At 46.5% G+C, this 22424-nt stretch carries 40 protein-coding genes; all 40 read right to left on the reverse strand.

The window, feature by feature from the left end:
* Positions 1-522 precede the first annotated feature (522 nt).
* Positions 523-645 (reverse strand): hypothetical protein, encoded by a 123-nt coding sequence (locus G475_RS27920; RefSeq protein ID WP_267880112.1) that lies wholly within the window; start codon positions 643-645, stop codon positions 523-525.
* Between the two features lie 37 nt (positions 646-682).
* Positions 683-841: a hypothetical protein gene (locus G475_RS27350; protein ID WP_156911776.1), complete on the reverse strand. Its 159-nt coding sequence runs from the start codon at positions 839-841 to the stop codon at positions 683-685.
* Positions 842-1114: 273 nt separating this feature from the next.
* Positions 1115-1423 carry a helix-turn-helix transcriptional regulator gene (locus G475_RS0117425; protein WP_026702365.1) on the reverse strand — a complete coding sequence of 103 codons (309 nt, stop codon included), beginning with the start codon at positions 1421-1423 and terminating at the stop codon, positions 1115-1117.
* 107 nt (positions 1424-1530) lie between these two features.
* Entirely contained in the window at positions 1531-1920 is a 390-nt protein-coding gene (locus G475_RS0117430; protein ID WP_026702366.1) for a hypothetical protein, read from the reverse strand.
* Positions 1921-2138: 218 nt separating this feature from the next.
* Positions 2139-2879 (reverse strand): tRNA pseudouridine(38-40) synthase TruA, encoded by a 741-nt coding sequence (gene truA / locus G475_RS0117435; RefSeq protein WP_026702367.1) that lies wholly within the window; start codon positions 2877-2879, stop codon positions 2139-2141.
* Positions 2880-2891: 12 nt separating this feature from the next.
* Positions 2892-3689 carry an energy-coupling factor transporter transmembrane component T family protein gene (locus G475_RS0117440; protein WP_026702368.1) on the reverse strand — a complete coding sequence of 266 codons (798 nt, stop codon included), beginning with the start codon at positions 3687-3689 and terminating at the stop codon, positions 2892-2894.
* A complete protein-coding gene (locus tag G475_RS0117445) occupies positions 3682-4566 on the reverse strand; it encodes an energy-coupling factor transporter ATPase (RefSeq protein WP_026702369.1) in 885 nt (294 codons plus the stop codon). The genes G475_RS0117440 and G475_RS0117445 overlap by 8 nt, the downstream gene beginning before the upstream one ends.
* Positions 4563-5375, reverse strand: a complete 813-nt coding sequence (locus G475_RS25520; protein WP_051302663.1) for an energy-coupling factor transporter ATPase — start codon at positions 5373-5375, stop codon at positions 4563-4565. The genes G475_RS0117445 and G475_RS25520 overlap by 4 nt, the downstream gene beginning before the upstream one ends.
* Before the next feature lie 192 nt (positions 5376-5567).
* Positions 5568-5933, reverse strand: a complete 366-nt coding sequence (gene rplQ / locus G475_RS0117455) for a 50S ribosomal protein L17 (RefSeq protein WP_026702370.1) — start codon at positions 5931-5933, stop codon at positions 5568-5570.
* Positions 5934-5975: 42 nt separating this feature from the next.
* Positions 5976-6920, reverse strand: coding sequence for a DNA-directed RNA polymerase subunit alpha (locus G475_RS0117460; RefSeq protein WP_026702371.1), 945 nt, complete (start codon positions 6918-6920; stop codon positions 5976-5978).
* A 186-nt stretch (positions 6921-7106) separates the two neighbouring features.
* Positions 7107-7499 (reverse strand): 30S ribosomal protein S11, encoded by a 393-nt coding sequence (gene rpsK, locus G475_RS0117465; RefSeq protein WP_026702372.1) that lies wholly within the window; start codon positions 7497-7499, stop codon positions 7107-7109.
* A gap of 24 nt (positions 7500-7523) precedes the next feature.
* Entirely contained in the window at positions 7524-7892 is a 369-nt protein-coding gene (gene rpsM, locus G475_RS0117470) for a 30S ribosomal protein S13 (protein WP_026702373.1), read from the reverse strand.
* A 22-nt stretch (positions 7893-7914) separates the two neighbouring features.
* Positions 7915-8028 carry a 50S ribosomal protein L36 gene (gene rpmJ, locus G475_RS0117475; RefSeq protein WP_026702374.1) on the reverse strand — a complete coding sequence of 38 codons (114 nt, stop codon included), beginning with the start codon at positions 8026-8028 and terminating at the stop codon, positions 7915-7917.
* An 89-nt stretch (positions 8029-8117) separates the two neighbouring features.
* Positions 8118-8336, reverse strand: coding sequence for a translation initiation factor IF-1 (gene infA / locus G475_RS0117480; RefSeq protein ID WP_026702375.1), 219 nt, complete (start codon positions 8334-8336; stop codon positions 8118-8120).
* Positions 8337-8339: 3 nt separating this feature from the next.
* Positions 8340-8648 carry a KOW domain-containing RNA-binding protein gene (locus G475_RS0117485; protein ID WP_026702376.1) on the reverse strand — a complete coding sequence of 103 codons (309 nt, stop codon included), beginning with the start codon at positions 8646-8648 and terminating at the stop codon, positions 8340-8342.
* Positions 8649-8666: 18 nt separating this feature from the next.
* The gene (gene map, locus G475_RS0117490; RefSeq protein WP_026702377.1) at positions 8667-9413 is read right to left on the reverse strand and encodes a type I methionyl aminopeptidase; all 747 of its coding nucleotides are present in this window, start codon (positions 9411-9413) and stop codon (positions 8667-8669) included.
* Complete coding sequence (locus G475_RS0117495) at positions 9410-10063, reverse strand: adenylate kinase (RefSeq protein ID WP_026702378.1); 654 nt, start codon at positions 10061-10063, stop codon at positions 9410-9412. The genes map and G475_RS0117495 overlap by 4 nt, the downstream gene beginning before the upstream one ends.
* A 75-nt stretch (positions 10064-10138) precedes the next feature.
* On the reverse strand, positions 10139-11428 hold the full coding sequence (gene secY, locus G475_RS0117500; protein WP_026702379.1) for a preprotein translocase subunit SecY: 1290 nt from the start codon (positions 11426-11428) through the stop codon (positions 10139-10141).
* Positions 11428-11868: a 50S ribosomal protein L15 gene (gene rplO / locus G475_RS0117505; RefSeq protein ID WP_026702380.1), complete on the reverse strand. Its 441-nt coding sequence runs from the start codon at positions 11866-11868 to the stop codon at positions 11428-11430. The genes secY and rplO overlap by 1 nt, the downstream gene beginning before the upstream one ends.
* Before the next feature lie 31 nt (positions 11869-11899).
* Positions 11900-12088, reverse strand: coding sequence for a 50S ribosomal protein L30 (gene rpmD, locus G475_RS0117510; protein ID WP_026702381.1), 189 nt, complete (start codon positions 12086-12088; stop codon positions 11900-11902).
* 13 nt (positions 12089-12101) lie between these two features.
* The gene (gene rpsE / locus G475_RS0117515) at positions 12102-12599 is read right to left on the reverse strand and encodes a 30S ribosomal protein S5 (RefSeq protein WP_026702382.1); all 498 of its coding nucleotides are present in this window, start codon (positions 12597-12599) and stop codon (positions 12102-12104) included.
* Between the two features lie 19 nt (positions 12600-12618).
* Positions 12619-12981, reverse strand: coding sequence for a 50S ribosomal protein L18 (rplR, locus tag G475_RS0117520; RefSeq protein ID WP_026702383.1), 363 nt, complete (start codon positions 12979-12981; stop codon positions 12619-12621).
* A gap of 37 nt (positions 12982-13018) precedes the next feature.
* Entirely contained in the window at positions 13019-13555 is a 537-nt protein-coding gene (rplF, locus tag G475_RS0117525) for a 50S ribosomal protein L6 (RefSeq protein ID WP_026702384.1), read from the reverse strand.
* 31 nt (positions 13556-13586) lie between these two features.
* Positions 13587-13985, reverse strand: a complete 399-nt coding sequence (gene rpsH, locus G475_RS0117530) for a 30S ribosomal protein S8 (protein ID WP_026702385.1) — start codon at positions 13983-13985, stop codon at positions 13587-13589.
* Positions 13986-14014: 29 nt separating this feature from the next.
* A complete protein-coding gene (locus tag G475_RS26900; protein ID WP_018924659.1) occupies positions 14015-14200 on the reverse strand; it encodes a type Z 30S ribosomal protein S14 in 186 nt (61 codons plus the stop codon).
* Between the two features lie 32 nt (positions 14201-14232).
* Positions 14233-14772, reverse strand: coding sequence for a 50S ribosomal protein L5 (rplE, locus tag G475_RS0117535; protein ID WP_026702386.1), 540 nt, complete (start codon positions 14770-14772; stop codon positions 14233-14235).
* 27 nt (positions 14773-14799) lie between these two features.
* On the reverse strand, positions 14800-15126 hold the full coding sequence (gene rplX / locus G475_RS0117540; protein ID WP_026702387.1) for a 50S ribosomal protein L24: 327 nt from the start codon (positions 15124-15126) through the stop codon (positions 14800-14802).
* A 44-nt stretch (positions 15127-15170) separates the two neighbouring features.
* Positions 15171-15539 carry a 50S ribosomal protein L14 gene (rplN, locus tag G475_RS0117545; protein WP_026702388.1) on the reverse strand — a complete coding sequence of 123 codons (369 nt, stop codon included), beginning with the start codon at positions 15537-15539 and terminating at the stop codon, positions 15171-15173.
* A gap of 36 nt (positions 15540-15575) precedes the next feature.
* The gene (gene rpsQ / locus G475_RS0117550; RefSeq protein ID WP_026702389.1) at positions 15576-15839 is read right to left on the reverse strand and encodes a 30S ribosomal protein S17; all 264 of its coding nucleotides are present in this window, start codon (positions 15837-15839) and stop codon (positions 15576-15578) included.
* 24 nt (positions 15840-15863) lie between these two features.
* Positions 15864-16067 (reverse strand): 50S ribosomal protein L29, encoded by a 204-nt coding sequence (gene rpmC, locus G475_RS0117555; protein WP_026702390.1) that lies wholly within the window; start codon positions 16065-16067, stop codon positions 15864-15866.
* Positions 16057-16491 (reverse strand): 50S ribosomal protein L16, encoded by a 435-nt coding sequence (gene rplP / locus G475_RS0117560; protein ID WP_026702391.1) that lies wholly within the window; start codon positions 16489-16491, stop codon positions 16057-16059. The genes rpmC and rplP overlap by 11 nt, the downstream gene beginning before the upstream one ends.
* 2 nt (positions 16492-16493) lie before the next feature.
* The gene (gene rpsC, locus G475_RS0117565) at positions 16494-17153 is read right to left on the reverse strand and encodes a 30S ribosomal protein S3 (RefSeq protein WP_026702392.1); all 660 of its coding nucleotides are present in this window, start codon (positions 17151-17153) and stop codon (positions 16494-16496) included.
* Between the two features lie 3 nt (positions 17154-17156).
* A complete protein-coding gene (gene rplV / locus G475_RS0117570) occupies positions 17157-17498 on the reverse strand; it encodes a 50S ribosomal protein L22 (protein ID WP_026702393.1) in 342 nt (113 codons plus the stop codon).
* A 21-nt stretch (positions 17499-17519) separates the two neighbouring features.
* On the reverse strand, positions 17520-17798 hold the full coding sequence (rpsS, locus tag G475_RS0117575; RefSeq protein ID WP_026702394.1) for a 30S ribosomal protein S19: 279 nt from the start codon (positions 17796-17798) through the stop codon (positions 17520-17522).
* A 58-nt stretch (positions 17799-17856) separates the two neighbouring features.
* Positions 17857-18696 (reverse strand): 50S ribosomal protein L2, encoded by an 840-nt coding sequence (gene rplB / locus G475_RS0117580; protein ID WP_026702395.1) that lies wholly within the window; start codon positions 18694-18696, stop codon positions 17857-17859.
* 27 nt (positions 18697-18723) lie between these two features.
* On the reverse strand, positions 18724-19011 hold the full coding sequence (gene rplW, locus G475_RS0117585; RefSeq protein ID WP_026702396.1) for a 50S ribosomal protein L23: 288 nt from the start codon (positions 19009-19011) through the stop codon (positions 18724-18726).
* Positions 19011-19634 carry a 50S ribosomal protein L4 gene (gene rplD / locus G475_RS0117590; protein ID WP_026702397.1) on the reverse strand — a complete coding sequence of 208 codons (624 nt, stop codon included), beginning with the start codon at positions 19632-19634 and terminating at the stop codon, positions 19011-19013. Before rplD ends, rplW begins: the two co-directional genes overlap by 1 nt.
* Before the next feature lie 25 nt (positions 19635-19659).
* Positions 19660-20289 (reverse strand): 50S ribosomal protein L3, encoded by a 630-nt coding sequence (gene rplC / locus G475_RS0117595; protein ID WP_026702398.1) that lies wholly within the window; start codon positions 20287-20289, stop codon positions 19660-19662.
* A 46-nt stretch (positions 20290-20335) separates the two neighbouring features.
* Positions 20336-20644, reverse strand: coding sequence for a 30S ribosomal protein S10 (rpsJ, locus tag G475_RS0117600; protein ID WP_026702399.1), 309 nt, complete (start codon positions 20642-20644; stop codon positions 20336-20338).
* 527 nt (positions 20645-21171) lie between these two features.
* Entirely contained in the window at positions 21172-22362 is a 1191-nt protein-coding gene (gene tuf / locus G475_RS0117605) for an elongation factor Tu (RefSeq protein ID WP_026702400.1), read from the reverse strand.
* Positions 22363-22424 lie beyond the last annotated feature (62 nt).

Raw genomic sequence — 22424 nt, forward strand, 5'->3', positions numbered from 1 at the left:
TTTGGTGGTATCGGGGGGGGATCGTCTGGTACTTCAGAAGAGGCGTGGTGGGTCTGGTTTTATAAAAAAAACGAGTCTGGGACAAAACATTACCAAGGACAAAAAATCCGAACGATTTCTTCCATAAATCGTTCGGATTTTTGTGTATTGTTCTATCGCTGCGTCAAAATAGGTCGCTTTCCGCGGGCACGGCTCGAGCCTCCTCGGAAGAAAGCCACTTCCTGCGGGGTCTCGAGACTCGTGCTTTTCCCGCAGGAGTCGACCTATTTTGACTCCGCTGAATGGACGTTCTTGTTATATAAACCCTAAGATGTCCGTTTTACTAATTTTTCTTTCGTTTGGCCCAACCACCTTCTCTATTCAGCCGAGACCGGCCACGGAGACTCCAGATTCACTTGGTAATGCGATCTTCTTTACCAAGTGAGCTGAAGCCGTTCCCATGGAATGCGCAGGGACCGGGTGCAGCTTGTTTTGTTCGGGTTTTCGGCCAGCTCCTATCCTTCTGTCCCGGTCTCGCTGCTGTTATACGTCGACACCGAAAGTTGATTTGATTTTCGTTTTCATGGTTTTGGTGATTTCTTCGTCTCGAATATTTTCTCCGTGCCAGGCATAAAAGAAGCGTTCTATTAATTCGTCTTTCGGCATGATGAGAATAGCCTCGATTTCATCCTCAAGTTCTTCGTCATAGTTCCTCCTGGCTTCTTCTCTTGATTCGAACAGGTATTATTTGATCCCCTTCTGTCATCTGAGCCATGACATCCTCGGTTAGTTCGAACTCAAGGGTGACATACCCCTGTTTAGCGTAAGCAAACAGCCCGTTTTCTTTCTCGATGATATCCATGTCGACAATGAGCTCTTCGGGGTTATTGACGTTATAGGCACCACGGTCCAAAAAAAAAGATGGTGGATTTTTGTTTGATCGTTTCGATATCCATAGGAAAGGCCTCCTTTAATACTATTGTCTTTGTTTTATGTGCCGGCCCCGGAGCATAGCGACGGGGCATCATTGCAGTCACAATTAAACCTCCTTGTTCTGTTTCTGGTTTTTGAGAGGCACGGGGCGGGTCTGGTTTTATAAAAAAAAGAACCGACAGCTTTAGAAAAGCCGATCGGTTTAGGATTTTAAGGACGGTTTATTGGCAGCCGTCTCTCGATATAACTGGGGGATATCTTCTTTTGGAACACCCAATGCTCGAAAGATTTTTTCGTACGTCTGAACCCCCAGGTTGGAGGAGCCACCTTCGGCGCGATGGATCGTTTTCACGCCTACGCCAGCCATTGTTGCTAATTGTTTTTGGGTGAGATCACGATCCATTCGGTACGAAAAGATGGTGTTTCCATACGCAGCACTAATACCATAGAAAAACGATTCCGTTTCGGGTATCTCTTGGATGATATCATCGGTTCGAGTGAGGTCTCTCATGGTTTTCTCCTCCTTTATCGTTTTAACGTTATATTAGATAAAGCCTTGGATGCGCCCGTACTTTTTGAAAAACTCGGTACGTTTCATTTCTCATTGGGTTTGTGGGGTTAAATCTGGGTTGTCACTAAAGGCTTTGACAAAGCAGTAGTAAAGTTGATTATTGTAATGTATCGAGAAGAATGTGGCGCGAATCCATGAATGGTATTCCGGAAAGTCGAGACGCAGCTCGTAAATCGGTTGTTTACGAAGTTCTTTGTATAATGTGAACGTTTTGCTGTTTCTTTCCCATTATGAGAGATGGCGAGGGTCGTTTCGTGTTTATCTAACTGCACTTTTTTTATACTCTGGGTATAAATCAGCGCTCGTTCGAGAAATAATAATTTCACATAACCCGCGGAGCTGTGTTTTGCTTCTGATATTAAATCTTTGCGGAATTGTTCGACTTGTTCGTTTCCGTGTTCGTCTGCGATAGATACGACGTGTGCGATCTTTTCCATACAGTATATCATATATGGCGCAAATAGTGAAAAAATAAACGCTATATATGAAAGCCTCCCCCTTTATGCCTGATATTATACATACCCTGTTGATTGTACCAAAAAAGTCAAAAAAAGAACCGACAGCCTTTTAGAAAGACGGTCGGTTCAGGGTGTTAGACAGCCACGGTCTGTTGTTGTTTTGATTCTACACTCGGATTCGTTGTTCCAGGCCTTTTTTATTTATAGCGGACTTCCCATAAATACAGGGCGTGTCCGGGGGCTGTGTTACCGGCTGCCTGGCGCGACCGGGCCTGGATGATGCCGGGGACATCTTCGGCCTGCCGCAGCCCTTTTCCGACTTCCAGCAGGGTGCCTGTCATTATGCGAACCATGTTATAGAGAAAACCACTGCCTCTGAATGTGAAGTGAAGTTCATCCCCGTTTTCTTCCACTTTCACTTCGTGGACGGTCCTTACCATGTCCACAACATCCGTACGCGAGGCACAGAATGAAGAAAAATCATAGGTCCCCGTCATATAGGCGGCCGCTTTTTTTATTTCATTCCGGTCGATGGGATAAGGGTAAAAATAAACATAATTGCGTCGGAAAATATCTTTCTCCCTGGCAGCGTGCACCCGGTACCAATATGTTTTTTCCACAGCATCAAACCGGGCATGAAACGAAGAATCAGTATATACCGCCTGCTTCACCTGAACATCGGGAGCAAGAAGCTGATTGATTGCTTTTGGCCATTTTTCTTCTGGGACCGCAAGGGGTGTATCAAAATGAAGGACCTGCCCGATCGCGTGCACGGAAGAATCGGTTCTGCCGGAGGATACCACCGGCACATGGTCCCCTTTATGAATCTTTGTCAGCACTCGTTCCATTTCCTGCTGCACCGTTCGTTTTCCGGGCTGAACCTGCCATCCCGAAAAGTCCGTACCATCATAACTGATTATTGCTTTTACTCTCCGCATTGCCACCTCTCCTTATTTCCCGAAAAAAACCAATAGAGCACTCAGCGAGACAACAAGAAGACAGGCTGTGGTGTCCCGCCAGCCCCATATTAACTGTCTTAGTTTTGACCGTCCTTCCCCCCCATTGTATCCTCTCGCCTCCATCGCCAGGGCAAGGTCCTCTGCCCGTTTGAAGGCCCGCACAAACAAGGGCACCAGAAGTGCTGTGAAAGCCTGTGCACGCGTTTTGAAGGAGCCTTGATGAAAGGATGCTCCTCTCGCTGTCTGCGCCTTCACAATCTTCTCTGTTTCCTGCAGAAGGGTAGGGATAAACCGAATCGCAATCGACATCATTAAAGCAACCTCATGAGCCGGGATTCCAATACGTTTTAAAGGGGTAAGCAGCTGCTCCAGTGCATCCGTTAAATCAATCGGACTGGTGGTCAGTGTTAACAACGAGGTCACAAACACAAGCAGCAGAAGCCGCAGCCCAATGAAGGCCCCCTGTTCCACTCCGCCCGCGTATAAAGTGAAAACTCCCGCGGAAACAAGCGCTTCTCCCTCCTGTGTAAAAAGCGCATGCAGAAAAAATGTAAAAAGGATTAATAGAAATATCGGAACCATCCCTTTTCGCATATAACGAAATGACACGCCGGATAAAAAATAAGCGGACAGGGCCGCTGCCCAGAGCACTCCATATCCAAACCAGGTGTCCATCATAAAAATCGTGAAAACAAACACAAAAACGGTCCCCAGTTTGGCCCTGGCATCCATGTGGTGTAAAAAAGAACGGCCTGGAAGGTACTGTCCGATAATGACATGTTCAAACATCCACCTTCCTCCTTGTCCGTTGAAGTGTCCTGAACTGCCGGATTTCCTTCACAGCTTCTTCCGGAGATAAAGAATAAGACGAAAAAGAACAGCCTGTTTCCTCTTCGATTTGTTTTAATACGCGGACCCTCTCCGGAATATCTAAATCGAGAGCCTTCAGTTCTGATTCTCTTTCATATATTTCCTGCGGTCTTCCTTCCATGCTCACCTGTCCCTCTTCCATAACAATCACGTGTTCTGCGAGCCGCGCCGCTTCCTCCATCTGATGGGTAATCAGGATCACCGTGGTCCCATGCACATGATGCCATTCCTGAAATAGTGTCATCATATCTTCCTGTCCCTGAGGGTCGAGGCCTGCGGTCGGCTCATCCAATATGAGAAGCTCCGGTTCCATGGCCAGGACCCCTGCGATCGCTGTTCTTCTCATCTGGCCGCCGCTTAGATCAAAAGGAGAACGCGGCAGAAAAGATTCATCCAGGCCTACCTGTTCGAGCAGCTGAGGAAGCTTTTTCTTCATTTTTTCCATCGACAGACCAATATTTTTTGGGCCAAACAAAATATCTTTTTCTACCGTTTCTTCAAACAGTTGATGCTCTGGGTACTGAAAAACCATCCCAACTTTTCGCCGCAGGGTATTTAGTGTTTTTCGTTTTGTTTTAGGATGGATCACCTGTCCGCCAATTTCAAGTTTTCCTGCAGAAGGCTTCAGCAGTCCATTCATATGCTGCACCAAAGTTGATTTGCCAGAACCTGTTCGTCCGATAACCGCAGAAAAAGACCCTTCTGGAAAAGCAAGGGTCACCTCTTGAAGTGCTTTCGTTTCAAACGGTGTATTTGGCATGAAGACATGGCTTAACTGCTGGATGGTGACATTCATTTTCTTACCGCCTTTTGAATGATCTTCTCTATTCCCGGATTTGAAGGATTTATCTTTTTTAAGGCATGTATCAGACCAAGGGAATAAGGCAGCGGCATGTTCAACCGGGCAAGCTTTTCCGGGGCCTTCCATAGCTCTTCCGCAGGCCAGTCATGCACCAGTCTTCCTTCTTCCATATACCACACTCTATCTGCTTGTAAAGCTTCATGCAGATGATGAGTGACTGAAAGAATCGTCATTTCTTTTTCATCATGAAGATGACGGATCGTCTGCATGACGTCCTCTCTCCCCGTAGGATCCAGCATGGAAGTCGCCTCATCCAATACCAGGATATCAGGCTGCAACGCCAGCACGCCTGCCATCGCGGCCCTCTGCTTTTGCCCTCCAGATAACCGGTGGGGTTCGGAATCTAAAAGCTGGCTGATTCCGGTCTGACTCGCAGCATAGGCGATGCGCCTTTCCATTTCCAGACGTTCTATCCCCGCATTTTCCATGCCAAACGCGATATCATCCCGTACGGTGGGAGCAACAAATTGGTGGTCAGGGTTTTGAAAAACCATTCCTACCTGGCGTCGGATGAACGGAAGGGTTCCGCTTGCAGCGGTATTTTGTCCGTAAACAGCAACGGTTCCCTCGGATGGAAGCAGCAGTCCATTAACCAGGCGGGAGAGGGTTGATTTTCCGGAGCCATTCGCTCCAATGACCGCTGCCCATTCTCCTTGGTGAAGCGTAGCATGGACCCCTTTAATAACAGAGGGGGCCTTCTCCTCGTATTGATAGTATACATGATGAAAGGTTACTGCTTCCATGATTATCCCCCTACTGCTTCTAAATCATCAATGATTAAATGTTAACATATATTATAAAAGGTTAACAATTTAATTTTTAAAGGAGCATAAAAAAAGGGCACAGACGTCTGACCAACATAGGTACTGTCCTGCCCTTGCAATCATATTTATATAGGTAACTGTCCTCAAAAAGAAAGCATAAACGTCCTGCGTTTATACAAATTCAATGATAGCCAATTCGGCGGAGTCTCCACGGCGCGGACCTGCCTTCAATACGCGGGTATAACCGCCCTGACGCTCTTCATAGCGAGGTGCAATATCGTCAAACAGTTTTTGCACGGCATCCTGATTGTTTTCCTCATCCGCTATTTCTTTGCGGATCACCTGCGCCGCTTGTCGACGAGCATGCAGATCGCCGCGTTTTCCCAGTGTTACCATCTTCTCGATGATAGGACGGAGTTCCTTGGCTTTGGCTTCCGTCGTTTCAATGCGCTCATTAATAATGAGATCTGTTGCCAGATCACGGAAGAGTGCTTTACGGGCAGAACTGTCACGTCCTAGTTTTGCATATGCAGACATGTATATTTCCCTCCTTTTCCGGGACACTAAGGATACCTTGGATTAGTCTTCTTTGCGGAGACCGAGACCAAGTTCACCCAGTTTTTCCTGTACTTCTTCCAACGATTTACGTCCGAGATTACGGACTTTCATCATATCTTCTTCAGACTTTTGAGTAAGCTCCTGCACGGTATTAATACCGGCGCGTTTCAAACAGTTATAAGAACGGACAGATAGATCCAGTTCCTCAATGGTCATTTCCAGAACTTTTTCCTTCTGATCCTCTTCCTTCTCCACCATGATTTCCGCATTTTGAGCCTGATCTGTCAGTCCGATGAATATATTCAGGTGCTCGTTCATAATTTTAGCGCCCAGCGAAATCGCCTCTTCCGGGCGGATGCTTCCATCCGTCCATACATCAAGCGTTAGCTTATCATAGTTGGTGATCTGACCGACCCGGGTATTCTCCACTTGATAGTTGACACGATCCACCGGCGTATAGATGGAATCAACCGGGAGTACACCAATAGGCAGATCATCACTATTATTTCCATCAGCTGGAACATACCCGCGTCCCCGCTGTGCTGTAATACGCATATGGAAGTTAGCGCCTTTTGTCAGTGTTGCAATGTGCAAATCTGTATTAAGGATATCCACATCACTATCGTGTGTGATATCTTTAGCCGTCACTACACCTTCGCCCTGCGCGTCAATCTCAAGTACTTTCTCTTCATCGGAGTATATCTTCAGAGCCAGCTTTTTTAAGTTCAAGACGATCGTCGTAACGTCTTCCACGACACCCTCGATCGTCGAGAATTCATGAAGAACGCCGTCAATCTGAACTGTTGTCACAGCAGCCCCTGGAAGGGAGGATAAAAGGATTCGACGCAAGGAGTTTCCTAAAGTTGTGCCATAACCGCGCTCCAGCGGGTCCACGACAAATTTGCCGTACTTGGCATCTTCGCTTAATTCAACCGGCTCGATATTAGGCTTTTCGATTTCGATCATTCTAATTTATACCCTCCTTCAAAACGTCCACACCCCAGAGCTTTCCTTTCAGCCTCTCGGAATGTTGCAATAGGCAGTTCCCGACTATATGACCAGCCTTACTCGTCAACAATGCGTAAGGGGATCCGTCTTTTGCATAGCCTTACCCATTATTGACACTTCAGGAAAAACTATACTTCATTCGGGTTACACTCTGCGACGTTTCGGCGGACGGCAGCCATTATGAGGTACCGGAGTCACATCGCGAATGACACTTACATCAAGACCAGCTGCCTGCAGCGAACGGATGGCCGCTTCACGTCCTGCGCCCGGTCCTTTTACTGCAACTTCAACGGATTTTAGTCCATGCTCCATTCCTGTTTTAGCAGCCGATTCCGCTGCCATTTGAGCCGCAAAGGGGGTGGATTTCCGGGAACCTTTGAAACCAAGAGCTCCTGCGCTGGCCCAGGATAAAGCATTGCCCTGAACGTCTGTAATCGTCACAATCGTGTTGTTAAATGTGGAACGAATATGGGCGACGCCGGACTCTATATTCTTACGTTGACGGCGTTTACGGGTGTTTGTTTTTGCTTTAGCCATAATTCATGTACCTCCTTTGCTTTATTATTTCTTCTTATTTGCTACCGTGCGGCGCGGGCCTTTACGGGTACGGGAGTTGTTTTTGGTCTTCTGCCCTCTGGCAGGCAGCCCGCGGCGGTGGCGGATACCGCGATAACTTCCGATCTCAATCAAACGCTTGATATTAAGCGAATGCTCCCGGCGAAGGTCCCCTTCCACCGTAAAATTGTTATCCACAATTGTACGAATGCGGGCCAGTTCTTCTTCGGTCAGATCGCGGACGCGTGTACTTTCATCAATTCCTGCTTCCTGCACAATCTGCTGTCCTAATGACTTTCCAATGCCATACACATAGGTTAGGGAAATCGGAATTCTTTTGTCACGTGGAATGTCAACACCTGCTATACGTGCCATCTATATCAGCACCTCCTTTTTCTTATCCTTGTTTTTGCTTGTGCTTTGGATTTGAGCAGATAACCATTACCGTGCCTTTACGGCGAATGACTTTGCACTTTTCACATATTGGTTTGACGGATGGTCTCACCTTCATGTCTATTTACCTCCTTAACTGCGCGGAGTACATGCGAGAGTAAATACAATCAAACAAACTCAGTTTCCAGCCGGTCCGTCCGGCTGTATTTATTTATAGCGGTACGTAATTCGTCCGCGGGACAAATCATATGGCGAAATTTCAACAGTCACCTTATCTCCGGGAAGAATGCGGATAAAGTGCATCCGTATTTTACCAGAAACGTGCGCCAGGATCTTATGCCCGTTTTCCAGCTCTACCCGGAACATCGCATTCGGAAGTGGTTCAATTACGGTGCCTTCCATTTCGATTACGTCATCTTTGGCCATGCATTATTCTCCTTCCTTCAGTAATTCCGGCTGCTCTTGTGTAAAAAACATTAAAGCGAACCTTAATTTGGCGTTGGTAACACGGCCGGTTTCTTCAATACTCCGTTTGACTTCATTGGAAACATGCGAAAAGACTTCCACATGGGTGATGTTTTTCTTTTTAGCCCGGTCAAATTTTCGTTTTTCCCCGTCTGCCAACAAGAGAAAACGATCCTCTACCACTCCAATGACAACCGCAAAGTTGCCGGCTTCGCGTCCTTGTTTAATTCGAACGACCTGGCCGACTCCGGGCGGCGATTCAGCATCATTCATCCTGGCATCACCTTTTATTCAGGCTTTCGTTAAAATCTCATAGCCTGTATTGGTTATTGCAATGGTATGCTCAAAATGAGCACAGTTCTTGCCATCGGTCGTGACAACGGTCCAATTATCGGAAAGTGTATGAACATAACGCTCTCCGGCATTCACCATTGGTTCTACGGCCAATACCATTCCCGGTTTCAAACGCGGCCCTTTTCCCGGCGGGCCGAAATGCGGAATCTGCGGATCTTCGTGCAGATCCTGGCCTACTCCGTGCCCGACATATTCGCGAACGATGGAAAACCCATTTGGCTCCACATACGTTTGGACAGCATGAGAAATATTTGACAAGCGCTCTTTCGGCACAGCCTCTTTTAATCCTTTAAACAGAGAGGCTTCCGTAACATCCAGCAAGCGCTGATCTTCTGCTGAAATGGTACCAACCGGATACGTCCAGGCAGAATCTCCGTGATAACCATTATAATATGCCCCAATATCAATGGAAATGATGTCACCATCGTGCAGCTTTCGATCCCCCGGAATTCCATGTACCAACTCTTCGTTTACTGAAGCGCATATGCTGCCGGAAAAGCCGCCATAGCCTTTAAATGACGGGACTGCCCCATGTTCCCGAATTTTTTTATCAGCAATATCATTCAACTGCTGGGTCGTAACACCCGGTTGAATATGCTTTTTTAATTCCTGATGGGTCAGGGCTACAATTTTACCCGCTTCCCGCATTATATCGAGTTCGCGATCTGTTTTACAAATAATCATGCATGAAGTCCTTTCAATAGTTCTTCAATGTCCTGAAATACTTCATCTATATCCTGATCTCCATCGATATTGCGAAGATACCCTTTTTCTTCATAAAAATCAATCAAAGGCTGCTGTTGTTCAATATTTACGTCCAACCGTTTTTTCACGGTTTCCGGTTTATCATCGTCTCGTTGAATCAGTTCACTGCCGTCCACATCACAAATGCCCTCTTCTTTCGGGGGATTAAACTCAATATGGTACGTTTTTCCCGAGGTCGGGGACACCCGTCTTCCTGTAAGTCTTCTTTCCAGATTTTCTCGATCCACATCAATATTCAGGACGTAATCCAGAGATTTATTCATATCAGAAAGAATGTTCTCCAGGGCTTCCGCCTGAGGGACTGTCCGGGGAAAACCATCCAGAAGAAAGCCATGCTCGCAATCATCTTTGCCAAGTCGTTCCCGGACAATACCTACCGTGACTTCATCCGGCACCAATTCACCTGCATCCATGTAGGACTTTGCTTTTTTACCCAGCTCTGATTCCTCTTTGATCGCAGCGCGAAACATATCTCCTGTAGAAATATGAGGGATGCCGTACTTTTCTACAATGTTTTCGGCTTGAGTGCCCTTACCGGCACCGGGCAGCCCCATTAATATCAAATTCATGATATCTCCTCCATGCTCCGTAGTCAGCCGGGGACAAGGCAGCTTTAAAAAGACCCTTGTTCCCTGATTCTATCTTTATTTAATAAATCCTTTATAACTTCTTTTAATTAACTGGCTTTCTATCTGCTTCATCGTATCCAGGGCCACCCCGACCACGATAAGCAAACCAGTACCACCGATTTGGATGGTCTGCGGCAGATCCAGCTGCGTTATGAAAAACACAGGAATTATCGCAATAACAGCGAGGAACAAAGCCCCCACAAAGGTTAAACGATACAGGATTCTGCGTATATACATCTCTGTCGTTCGTCCCGGGCGGATGCCAGGGATGTAACCACCCTGCTTCTTCAGATTTTCGGCCATTTGTTCCGGATTAACCTGAACAAAGGTATAGAAATACGTGAAACCGATGATCAAAGCCGCGTAGATTACCATACCAACCGGCTGCGTATAGTCAAAGTTCTGGATAATCCAGCGTGACACCGCATTGTCTTCTCCAACAAAACCGGCAACGGTTGGAGGAAATATAAATAAAGATAGAGCAAAAATCACCGGAATAACGCCGGCTGAGTTAACTTTTAACGGAAGATGGGTGGACTGCCCACCTGCCTGACTCCGTCCTACCAAGCGTTTTGCATACTGAATCGGTACTTTACGGAGAGCTTGCTGGACATAAATCACACCAACAATAATAGCCAGTACTCCAATAGCAATAAAGAGCACCGTCACAATACCTGTGAAAAGCTGATCGGCCTCCTGAATCTGCGTCGCATAAAGCTGGTTAACCCCGCTGGGGATCCCCGCAGCGATACCGGCAAAGATCAGGATGGATATTCCGTTACCGACGCCTTTAGCTGTGATCTGTTCGCCAAGCCACATTAAAAAAGTGGTCCCAGCCGTCATAACAAGAGCAATGAATATATATTTTGGAATGCTCGGGTTGGGAATTAAGCCGCTGAAAATATTGTTAAATCCTATCGACATCCCCAGACCCTGCAAAAAAGCAAGAATCACGGTGAAATACCGCGTGAACTGCGCCAGTTTCTTCCGTCCGGCTTCTCCCTGCTTTGCCCATTCGGTAAATTTCGGCACCACGTCCATGCGCAGCAGCTGCACGACAATGGAAGCGGTGATATAGGGCATGACCCCCATGGCAAAAATGGAGAATTGAGAAAGGGCTCCTCCTCCAAACGTATTAAGAAACCCAAACGCATTGGCTTGATCCGCAAAATTTAATACGTCATTGTTAGATCCCGGTACCGGAATGAAGCTTCCGATCCGAAAAACAACTAACATCGTGAGCGTGAAAAAGATCTTGTTTCTTAAATCACTCACGCGAAATATATTGGAGATCGCGCGGAACATTAGATCACCTCTGTTTTTCCGCCGGCCGCTTCAATCGCTTGTGCTGCGGAAGCAGAGAACTTGTTCGCTTTAACGGTCAGTTCTTTATCCAAGCTGCCGTTACCCAGAATTTTAATGCCTTCTTTTCTTTTGCTGATGACGCCTTCCTGCAAAAGAAGCTCTGGTGTAACTTCCGTACCTGCTTCAAAACGGTTGAGTAATTCTACATTCACGATCGCGAACTCTTTGCGGGTCGGATTTGTGAAACCACGTTTAGGCAGTCGTTTATAAATAGGATTTTGACCGCCCTCAAAACCAGGCCGGACTCCGCCGCCGCTGCGGGCGTTTTGTCCTTTATGACCACGTCCTGACGTTTTGCCGTTACCAGACGCAGGTCCGCGCCCTACCCGGCTGCGGTCTTTATTGGATCCTTCTGCCGACTTCAACTCATGAAGTTTCATGATGACACCTCCCTATCACTTAAATGTAACGTTACGCGTCTAATTCTTTAACAGTCAACAGATGTGAGACTTTGTTAATCATTCCGCGAACCGCGGGATTATCTTCTTTCACAACTGTGTGATTCACCTTCCGGAGGCCAAGGGCACTGACTGTGTCACGCTGGTCTCCCGGCCGTCCGATTAAACTGCGGCTGAGGGTAATTTCCACTTTATTGGCCATCGTCTTTCCCTCCTTATCCTAACAATTCTTCAACGCTTTTACCACGTAGTCTGGCGACTTCTTCTGCTGTTTTCAATTCGGTCAGACCTGTAATCGTAGCGCGAACCATGTTAATAGGGTTATTGGAGCCAAGAGATTTGGAGAGAATATCGTTTACTCCTGCCAGTTCCAGTACAGCACGGACCGGTCCGCCCGCAATAATTCCTGTACCTTCCGAAGCCGGCTTAAGAAGCACATTTCCTGCTCCGAAATGACCTACAATCTCGTGTGGAATGGTTGTGCCGCTTCTTGGCACCTGGACCATATTCTTCTTCCCATTTTCCACTGCTTTACGTATCGCTTCCGGCACTTCAAGGGCTTTACCCATGCCAAATCCGACATGACCGTTACGATCTCCTACCACAACGATAGCTGCAAAACGAAAGCGGCGTCCACCCTTTACAACTTTGGCTACACGATTAATCGCGACTACTCTTTCTTCAACATCAAGTTTGCTGGCATCAATCTGCATTTATTTCCCTCCCATCATTTTAGAAATTCAGGCCGTTTTCGCGGGCTGCTTCAGCTAAAGCCTGCACACGTCCGTGGTATATAAACCCTCCGCGGTCAAATACAACGGTATCGCAGCCTTTTTCCGAGGCGCGCTTCGCCACGATTTCGCCAATTTTTTTAGCTGCTTCTTCATTGCCGCCGTTCTCCACATTAATATCATTTTCTAATGTAGAAGCAGATGTGAGTGTGATTCCTTTTACATCATCAATCACCTGCGCGTAAATGTGCTTGGAAGAACGGAATACGTTTAAACGCGGGCGTTCGGAAGTTCCTTTAATTTTCTGCCGGATGCTCACATGGCGCTTCTTCCGATTGGCGTACTTTTTCGATTTCGTTGTCATGCTGCGTTCCTCCTTTCGAAACGATTACCGGAAAACGTTACTTACCAGTCTTACCTACTTTTTGACGAACATATTCGTTCTCATAGCGGATTCCTTTTCCTTTATACGGCTCAGGAGTTCTCACGGAACGTATATTGGAAGCCGTTGCCCCAACACGTTCTTTATCAATGCCTTTTACAACTACTTTGGTATTGGATGGAACATCAAGTTCGATTCCTTCTTCCGGAGTAATTTCCACCGGGTGGGAATATCCTACGTTCAACACCAGTTTATTGCCGGATTTGCTGGCACGGTAACCTACCCCAACCAGCTCAAGGCTTTTTTCAAAACCATTTTTTACACCATCCACCATGTTGTTTACAATACTGCGGGTGGTACCGTGAAGGGAACGATGCTCTTTGTGATCGCTCGGGCGTTCAAAAGTAATCTGTTCTTCTCCGAGATTTACTTTGATCTCCGGATGAAGATCGCGGGAAAGCTCCCCTTTTGGACCCTTTACCGTGATCGTATTACCTTCCATCGATACAGAAACATCATTCGAAAGTTCAATAGGTTTTACACCAATACGGGACATTCATTACACCTCCGTTCTGACACTGAATTTATTACCAGACATAAGCAAGTACTTCGCCGCCGACCTGCTTTTTACGGGCTTCTTTATCACTCATCACTCCACTGGATGTAGAAATAACAGCAATGCCAAGGCCGCCAAGTACGCGCGGCAGTTCGTCAGCTTTTGCATACACACGGAGTCCTGGTTTACTGATTCTTTTTAGTCCAGTGATAACACGTTCATTCTCCGCACCATATTTCAAAAAGATACGGATGATTCCTTGTTTATTGTCTTCTACGGATTCTACATCACGAACGAAACCTTCCTGCTTCAAAATAGATGCAATTTCATTTTTAAGGTTCGACGCAGGCAGCTCCAATTTTTCGTGACGAACCGTATTCGCATTCCGGATGCGAGTCAGCATATCTGCTACTGGATCAGTCATGACCATATCGATTTACCTCCTTCCCTATCTCGGGCTTACCAGCTGGCTTTTTTCACGCCTGGAATTTGTCCTTTATACGCTAGTTCGCGGAAACAAATCCGGCAAAGTTTAAATTTACGAATGACGGAGTGAGGACGTCCGCAACGCTCGCACCGAGTATACTCACGCACTTTGAACTTTTGAGGACGTTGCTGTTTGGCGACCATAGATTTTTTAGCCAAGGTCCGTATTCCCTCCTTTAACGTTTTTCGTTTTATTTTTTAAACGGCATACCCATTTGATCGAGCAGTTCGTAAGCTTCTTCATCAGTTTCAGCCGTCGTAACAATTACAATATCCATACCGCGCACTTTGTCTACCTTATCATATTCAATTTCAGGAAAGATCAACTGTTCTTTGATTCCCATCGTGTAATTCCCGCGTCCGTCAAAAGCTTTATTGGAAACACCGCGGAAGTCACGTACACGAGGAAGGGAAACGTTAATTAACTTTTCCAGGAAATCATACATGCGCTCTCCGCGAAGGGTAACTTTCGCGCCGATAGGCATGCCTTCCCGGACTTTGAATCCCGCAATTGATTTTTTTGCTTTGGTAATAAGCGGTTTCTGTCCGGTGATCAAAGACAATTCTTCTACCGCTTTATCAAGGGCTTTCGGGTTTTGGACAGCGTCCCCTACCCCCATATTAATAACGATCTTTTCAATCTTTGGAACTCCCATAACGGAAGAGTATTCGTATTTGTTGTGCAAATGAGGCACAATATCATTTTTAAATCTTTCTTTCAGAGCGTTCATTGAAGTGACCTCCTTTCCTCAACTGACTTACTTATCAAGGGGTTCGCCGGATTTTTTGGCGATACGCACTTTTTTCCCATCTTCTACTTTAGAGCCGACACGTGTCGGTTCGTTCGTACTTGGATCGATCGGCATCACATTTGATACATGGATCGGCGCTTCCTGATTAAGAATACCGCCCTGTGGATTTTCCTGTGAAGGCTTTTCGTGTTTCTTAATCATATTAATTCCCTCTACCAAAACACGGGACTGGCTCGGGAACGCCTGAAGGATGACACCTTCTTTTCCTTTATCTTTTCCAGTAATTACTTTTACTTTGTCGCCTTTTTTTACGTGGAGTTTAGGTTGACTCATGATCGCACCTCCTTCGTCAGGCCATCTTAATTTAAATCTCGTGATTAAAGAACTTCCGGTGCCAGAGAAACAATCTTCATGTACTGGGAACTGCGCAGCTCTCTTGCTACCGGTCCGAAGATACGGGTTCCCCGCGGGCTTTTGTCGTCACGAATAACAACCGCTGCGTTCTCATCAAAACGGATATAGGAACCATCCGGGCGGCGGGCTCCACTTTTTGAACGTACGATCACAGCACGCACTACTTCGTTCTTCTTGACAACGCCTCCTGGTGTTGCTTCTTTCACAGAACAGACAATCATATCGCCGATGTTGGCAGATTTACGTCCTGATCCACCCAGCACTTTAATGCACTGCACTTCACGGGCGCCGGAATTGTCTGCTACTTTCAGCATGCTTTCCTCTTGAATCATAGACTTTCCAACCTCCCTTCTGCCAAGAAAGATAAATTAGATAATAACAGCTTCTTCTACTACTTCTACAAGGCGGAAGCGTTTATCTTTGGATAACGGACGGGTTTCCATGATTTTAACGATATCCCCTTGTTTTGCCTGGTTATTTTCGTCATGTGCCTTAAATTTCTTGGAATCTTTTACACGCTTGCCGTATAGCGAATCTTTTTTATACGTTTCAACATAAACCGAAATCGTTTTATCCATTTTATCGGAAACGACACGGCCGGTGTAGACTTTGCGCTGGTTACGTTCAGCCATTTTATGCGGAACCTCCCCTCTTGTTTATACTTTATTCAGACCAAGTTCACGTTCACGCAGTACTGTTTTAGCACGTGCGATATCCTTACGGACATTGCGAATGCGGGCAGGGTTATCAAGTTGACCGGTTGCCAGCTGAAATCGGAGGTTAAAGAGCTCTTCTTTAAGCGTCTTTGCCTGTTCTTCTATTTCAGTTGAGGTCAAGTCTCTGAATTCGTTAGCTTTCATTTGCCTCACCACCCACTTCTTCACGTTTTACAAACTTCGTTTTTACCGGAAGCTTGTGAGACGCAAGTCTAAGTGCTTCCCGAGCTACCTCTTCGGAAACACCTGCTATTTCAAACATAATCTTACCAGGTTTCACAACAGCCACCCAGCCTTCGGGGGAGCCTTTACCTGAACCCATCCGTACTTCAAGCGGCTTCTGAGTGTAAGGCTTATCTGGAAAAATCTTAATCCAAACCTTCCCTCCACGCTTCATATAACGGGTCATGGCAATACGGGCTGCTTCAATCTGGCGGTTGGAAATCCAAGTTGGTTCCAGGGCCTGCAGGCCGTATTCACCAAAAGAAACTTCCGTTCCACCTTTAGCACGGCCTTTCATTTTGCCGCGGTGTTCACGACGAAATTTCACACGCTTTGGCATCAACATAATTAGTTTCCTCCTTCCTCGTTATTCGAACCTTTCGATGGAAGGACTTCTCCACGATATATCCAGATCTTCACACCAAGCTTGCCGTAGGTAGTGTCAGCTTCTGCTGTACCATAGTCGATATCGGCACGCAATGTGTGGAGTGGAACAGTACCTTCATTATAACTTTCGTTACGTGCAATATCTGCACCGCCAAGACGACCGGATACTTCTGTTCTGATACCCTGGGCTCCGGCACGCAGTGTACGTTGAATCGATTGCTTCATCGCGCGGCGGAATGATACCCGGTTTTCCAATTGGCGTGCGATGTTATCAGCCACTAGTCTTGCGTCCAGATCTGCCTGTTTTACTTCAGCAATATTTATATGAACTCTTTTTCCCGTGATATCATTTAATGATTTACGGAGTGTTTCCACTTCAGAACCGCCTTTACCAATAACCATTCCCGGCTTGGCAGTGTGAATCGTGATATTTACACGGTTGGCCGCCCGTTCAATTTCCACCGTGGAAACCGCTGCATCTTTCAATCGACTTTCTATATACTCACGAATTTTAATGTCTTCGTGTAATAACGTCGCATAGTTATTTTCAGCGAACCATTTGGAATCCCAATCACGGATAACTCCAATTCTAAGACCTACTGGATTTACTTTTTGACCCACTCATTATCCCTCCTTCTTTTCTGATACCACAACTGTAATGTGGCTGGTGCGTTTGTTTATTCGCGTTGCACGTCCCATGGCACGCGGACGGAAGCGTTTCAGTGTAATGCCTTCATCTACAAAGATTTCACTGATATATAGATCTTCCGGTTCCATTTCATAGTTGTGCTCCGCATTAGCTACAGCGGAATTCAAAACCTTTTCGACAACAGGTGAAGCAGCTTTTGGCGTGTTTTTTAAAATCCCGACAGCTTCGCCGATGTCTTTGCCCCGAATGAGGTCAACGACTAACCGTGCTTTGCGAGGGGCAATGCGAATTTGTTTAGCAACTGCTTTGGCTTGCATTCTTAGAACCTCCCCTCTTTTTTACCGTTTCGTTTTCTTATCATCGTTTTTGTGGCCTTTAAACGTTCTTGTTGGTGCGAACTCACCAAGTTTGTGGCCAACCATGTCTTCAGAAACATATACCGGTACATGTTTTCTGCCGTCATAAACAGCGAAAGTGTGTCCTACGAACTCCGGGAATACTGTAGAACGGCGGGACCACGTTTTTATTACCTGCTTATCATTCTTTTCGTTAAGATTCTCGACCTTTTTCATCAGATGATCATCGACAAAAGGTCCCTTTTTTAAACTGCGACCCATAAGGAAACCTCCTTTCGCGAGTGACTCAGCGGTTCTGCCGAATCGCTGTGCTATTATTTTATTTCTTCTTCTTCTTGCGGCGACGGACAATATATTTATCGGTGTCTTTGTTTTTCTTACGTGTTTTATAACCAACAGTCGGCATACCCCAAGGGGATACAGGTGACTTCCGGCCGATTGGTGCGCGGCCTTCCCCGCCTCCGTGAGGATGGTCGCTCGGGTTCATAGCGGAACCGCGGACAACCGGACGTTTGTTGAGCCAGCGGCCACGGCCGGCTTTTCCGATAACAACCAGCTCATGTTCAATATTACCAACCTGCCCGACGGTAGCACGGCAAGTTGCGAGGATCAGTCTCGTTTCCCCTGAACGCAGGCGTACCAGCACATATTTTCCTTCTTTCCCGAGGATTTGTGCTTCTGCTCCGGCTGAACGAACTAATTGCGCTCCCCGTCCAGGTTTCAGTTCAATGTTATGAATGATGGTACCTACTGGAATATCGGCTAGGGGAAGGGCATTTCCGGTTTTAATATCTGCGTCCGATCCGGATACAATCTCTTGTCCTACCTTCAAACCTTTTGGCGCAAGAATGTAGCGCTTTTCCCCATCTTTATAATGAATCAGAGCGATATTAGCAGAACGGTTTGGATCGTATTCAATCGTTGCCACACGACCCGGCACATCATCCTTATCACGTTTAAAATCAATAACGCGGAACTGCCGTTTATGACCTCCGCCTTGATGACGCACCGTGATACGGCCCTGGTTATTCCGTCCGCCCTTTCTATGCTTCGGTTCAAGTAAAGTTCTTTCAGGTTTATCCGTAGTAACTTCACTATGCTGATTCACAGACATGAATCGCTGTCCATTCGTGGTTGGTTTTTGCTTTTTTATAGCCATGTTTATTTCCCTCCTTCACTCTCTGGTTTATACTCCTTCGAAGAATTCGATTTCTTCACTGTCTGGAGTAAGCGTTACAATTGCTTTTTTCCGCTTTGGTTTATAACCGGTATAACGGCCGAAACGACGGAATTTCCCTTTATAATTAAGCGTGTTGACTTTGTCTACTTTCACATCGAAAATTTCTTCGATCGCTTTTAGAATCTGTGTTTTGTTTGCTTTCACGTCAACTTCAAACGTATATTTTTTTTCATCCATTAAATCGGCGGAACGTTCCGTAATAACGGGGCGCTTAATCACATCACGTGCTTCCATTATGCCAGCACCTCCTCTACCTTCTCTACTGCGTCCTGGGTGATGACCAGTTTGTCATGCTTGAGCAATTCAAGCACATTTACATTATTAACAGCAGCAAAGGTCACTCCTTGAATATTCCGTGCAGAAAGAGCTACCTGCTCATTATAGTCAGCTGTCACGACGAGTGCCGTTTCTTCCACAGACAGACTTGATAAAATCTTCAACATATCCTTCGTCTTTGGTGCTTTAAGCTGAAGGTTATCAACAACAATAACCTCTCCCTCTTTCACCTTGCTGGAGTAGGCTGATTTAATAGCAAGTCTGCGTACTTTTTTCGGCAGTTTATAGCTATATTGCCTTGGGGTCGGACCAAAGACAATACCGCCTCCTACCCATTGAGGAGAGCGGATGGAGCCGTGACGTGCGCGTCCTGTGCCTTTTTGGCGCCATGGTTTGCGGCCGCCTCCTCTTCTTTCTGAACGGTTTTTCACTTTATGCGTCCCCTGACGCTGCGATGCCTGCTGCATCAACACCGCATCATGAAGAACGTGTTTATTTGGTTCAATCCCAAAAACAGTTTCAGAGAGTTCAATATCCCCTACTTTTGAGCCTGACTGGTTTAAAACATCTACTTTCGGCATGATGGAGCCTCCTTTCCTTCAGACGTTATTTTACCGCTTTAACTGCGGACTGGACCGTCACATAGCTTTTTCTAGCTCCAGGTACATTCCCTTTCACTAAAAGCAGGTTACGGTCTGTATCTACTTTTACAATCTCAAGATTTTGTACAGTAACATTGTTTCCACCCATACGTCCAGGAAGTTTCATCCCTTTAAGAACGTGGTTTGGGTCAATTGGACCCATCGTACCTGGGCTGCGGTGAAAACGGGAACCATGTGTCATCGGTCCGCGGGCCTGGTTATGACGTTTGATGGCGCCCTGAAAACCTTTCCCTTTGGACTTTCCGCTCACATCCACGATGTCCCCTTCTGCAAATGTATCAACTTTGACTTCCTGACCAACTTCGTATTCTCCTTCAACGTCGCGGAGTTCACGAGTGTAGCGCTTGGGTTCGGTGCCGGCCTTTTGAGCATGGCCTTTTTCCGGTTTATTTGCGCGGGATTCTTTCTTATCGGCAAACCCAAGTTGAATGGCTTCATATCCGTCTGATTCTGCAGTCTTCTTTTGAAGAACCACGTTAGGCTCCGCTTCAATAACAGTGACTGGAAGAAGTTCGCCATTATCATTAAACAACTGGGTCATGCCTATTTTCCTGCCCAAGATTCCTTTGGTCATTCGTCACACCTCCTATTTTTATCTGTAGATTTAGTTTCATGTTTTCCTATAATTTTATTTCGATATCGACACCAGATGGCAGATCTAAACGCATCAGCGCATCGACCGTCTGCGGCGTCGGATTGACAATATCGATAAGCCGTTTGTGGGTGCGCATCTCGAATTGTTCACGAGCATCCTTAAACTTATGTGTTGCCCGCAGGATGGTGTATACCGATTTTTCCGTCGGCAGCGGGATCGGTCCAGAAACACCCGCACCAGAACGCTTGGCTGTATCCACAATCTTTTCTGCGGACTGGTCCAGCACACGGTGATCATAAGCTTTCAAACGAATGCGTATCTTTTCATTTGCCATAATAAGCCCTCCTTTATCGCCCGATTTTTACAGACATACTCCGTGAAAATTTTCCGCCCACCCGTCATGGCAAAGGGGCCGGGTGTATCGGTAACCTTTCACATCATCGCCTGGACCACAGCTAATACCTGCTGCTACAGTGTTTATCAATGATGCTTCCAAATCAGCAGAATACATAGTCCATGGTCACACTTTATCTATTATAATGATTCTATAAGCTGAATGCAAGGAGTTTTTTAAAGAATTCCTTTTATTTTGCTGTTCTCTTTGCCAAATTGGAACACAGGTCCTGATATTTGCTCAGCCTTTTTTGTTTGGACGCCGTTATTACAGCAAAAAAACGAGTTGACGAGACGTTCTCGTTGTTCCCCTATGTATCCCAGCCAAAAGGGTATCGGTCACAGGACGTGACCGTTTCCAGCCAGAGCATAGCGGAATGCCCCGCCTACCACTCTATCGGCTTGATTTCTCTTTGTCATAGAAAAGGAGCTGTACCTTTTGATACAGCTCCCGTTTTATTCTATCCATTACTTTTCGATAACAGATACAACGCCGGCGCCAACCGTACGTCCACCTTCACGGATCGAGAACTTCGTACCTTCTTCGATCGCGATTGGCTGAATCAAGTCTACCGTCATTTCCACATTGTCTCCAGGCATAACCATTTCAACGCCTTCCGGCAGTTCGATAACGCCTGTAACGTCCGTGGTGCGGAAATAAAACTGCGGACGATAGTTCTGGAAAAATGGAGTATGACGTCCGCCTTCTTCTTTAGAAAGCACGTAAACTTCCGCCTGGAATTTAGTATGCGGAGTGATGGAGTTTGGCTTCGCCAGCACCTGACCGCGTTTAATGTCTTCACGATTAATCCCGCGGAGAAGTGCCCCAATGTTATCCCCTGCTTCTGCATAGTCAAGAAGCTTACGGAACATTTCTACTCCGGTAACGGTAGTCTTGCGCTTATCTTCATCGATACCGATAATTTCAACTTCATCACCGACGTTAAGCATTCCGCGCTCCACACGGCCGGTCGCAACAGTACCGCGTCCAGTGATAGAGAAGACGTCCTCTACCGGCATCATGAACGGCTTGTCTTTGTCACGGTCCGGAGTTGGAATGTAGCTGTCTACAGCTTCCATGAGGTCGAGAATAGCTTGCTCATGCTCTTCTGCACCTTCGATTGCCTGAAGGGCGGAGCCTTTAACAACCGGTGTTTCATCGCCGTCGAAGTCATATTCAGAAAGAAGGTCACGAACTTCCATTTCAACGAGTTCAAGCAGCTCTTCGTCATCCACCATGTCTGTTTTGTTCAGGAATACAACGATAGATGGTACGCCTACCTGACGGGAAAGCAGGATATGTTCACGAGTCTGCGGCATTGGGCCGTCAGCTGCGGAGACAACGAGGATAGCTCCGTCCATTTGCGCGGCACCTGTGATCATGTTCTTCACATAGTCCGCATGTCCCGGGCAGTCCACGTGTGCATAGTGCCGAGTTTCTGTCTCATACTCTACGTGTGCAGTAGAGATTGTAATGCCACGTTCGCGCTCTTCCGGAGCGTTGTCGATGGTATCGTAAGCTCTAGCTTCACCAGTACCGGACTGCTTGTTGAGTACCGTAGTGATAGCTGCTGTAAGTGTTGTTTTACCATGGTCTACGTGGCCGATAGTGCCAATGTTCGCATGCGTTTTGGAACGATCAAACTTTTCTTTTGCCATTGTAAGTTTCCTCCCTTAATACAGGTTAATTATATTGAAGCCGAAAAAGGTGTTTCGTACAA

Source organism: Salibacterium aidingense DSM 18341 (genome assembly GCF_000429685.1).
Classification (GTDB): Bacteria; Bacillota; Bacilli; order Bacillales; family Marinococcaceae; genus Salibacterium; species Salibacterium aidingense.